This window comes from Methanoregula sp. (assembly GCF_002835825.1).
Taxonomy (GTDB): domain Archaea; phylum Halobacteriota; class Methanomicrobia; order Methanomicrobiales; family Methanospirillaceae; genus Methanoregula.
The window spans coordinates 1-1,373 of the sequence record NZ_PIZH01000552.1 but is presented as its reverse complement, the minus strand read 5'-3'; the positions used below and the strand labels follow the sequence as shown (position 1 = coordinate 1,373).

Genomic DNA, 1,373 nt, shown 5'->3' with positions numbered 1-1,373 from the left:
GATGAGGACAAATGTGTGGACACCTTTTGCTGGCTGAGCGACCTGCGAAACCGGACAGAACTCCAGCCAGAAGACCACGAACACAAAGATTGCGAACCAGATCGCAGGAACCATGCCGAAGACCTGGATGAGCAGGATAGCCAGCACATAACAGAAGAGTGCGTTTAATGCAATTGCCGTTGGCTGGGTGAATCCATCGACGAGTTTGTTGCCAAATGCGATCAGAATGCCAATACCGAGAAAAAGGTTCGAGATGAGTGGCCAGTAGAGGTCAGGTGAAAAACCGAGAACCTGCATAATGACCGGGTGCAGGATACCGATAATCAGCGCTACTGCAAGAAAAATGAAACCTGCAACCGGCTGCCGCAGTTTCTGAACCGGCCAGCGGTCGCACATCGAGATCAGGAAAGCAGTCCATACAAAGAAGAGGGCATACACGCTCAACATGGCAGCATCCAGGCCGAAGAAAATTTTTCCCATAAGGATGAAGAGGACAGATGCTATAAGTACAAAGATAATCGGGATGATCCCGCGAAGGGGTTGCTGGTTGAGTGTCATGTCAGGTTACCTCGAATTTTTCCCGGCTTTTTCTTTGCCGGAGTTGTCTTTTGAACTGCTTTTTTGTTGACAGCACAACAAGTTTCTTTTTGAGCGACCGGAGATTTTCTTTCGCGATCTGTGGGTCTTTTGGGGGTACCTGACCGGCTGCCTTCCATGCAGGATTGAAGATCAGGTCAAGCAAATGAACGATCTGCCCTTTCTGGCCGGCAATTGTCTCACGGCATGTGGCGCAATAGGTGACGATCTCCCCTTTCGCTTCCTTGATCGTCCGCCTGGTCTTCGCAGCACCAACTTCGGCGTTTGCGGCATAGACCATTCCACCCATGCCGCAACAGTGCGTGGTCCTGCCACTATGCCCGGTCTCGATAAATTCGTGTCCGCTCTGCCGGAGGAGTACACGGGCACTTTCCTGGATCCCACGCTCGTTCCTGGTCGAGCAGGGATCGTGAATCGTGTAGGGCGCATGATGAGCAGACTTCTGTGCGGGAACTCCTATCTCTTCAAGAATCGTATAGAGCGAGATGGGGTTCAGTTCTGGCCGGTTCATTTTAAGGAGTTGATAGCAGTACGGGCAGGCAGTAATGATCCCAGTGGCGCCCAGCCGCCGGAAGTCCTCAGCGATCCCATCCTCGATTTTCGTAGCAGTACCTGTATCGCCAAGCAGGTATACCGGTCCACCGCAGCAACCGAGCATAATACCGGTCTCCGGCAGGCTTTTGCGGATATGCTCATAGGTTTGCAGGACGAGGTCCGGGGAATATGCGGAGAGTGCACAACCCGGGAAAAAGAGATACTGTGCTTTTTCTTTTCCG

2 protein-coding genes are annotated in these 1,373 nt (G+C 52.2%); both read right to left on the bottom strand.

The features are described 5' to 3' along the window. Nucleotides 1–558, bottom strand: a 558-nt coding sequence (locus CW742_RS13225) for a hypothetical protein (RefSeq protein WP_292421143.1), incomplete at its 3' end; no start/stop codon positions are given. 1 nt (nucleotide 559) lies between these two features. Next, the coding region (locus CW742_RS13220; RefSeq protein ID WP_292421142.1) for a (Fe-S)-binding protein at nucleotides 560–1,373 on the bottom strand (814 nt) is incomplete at its 5' end.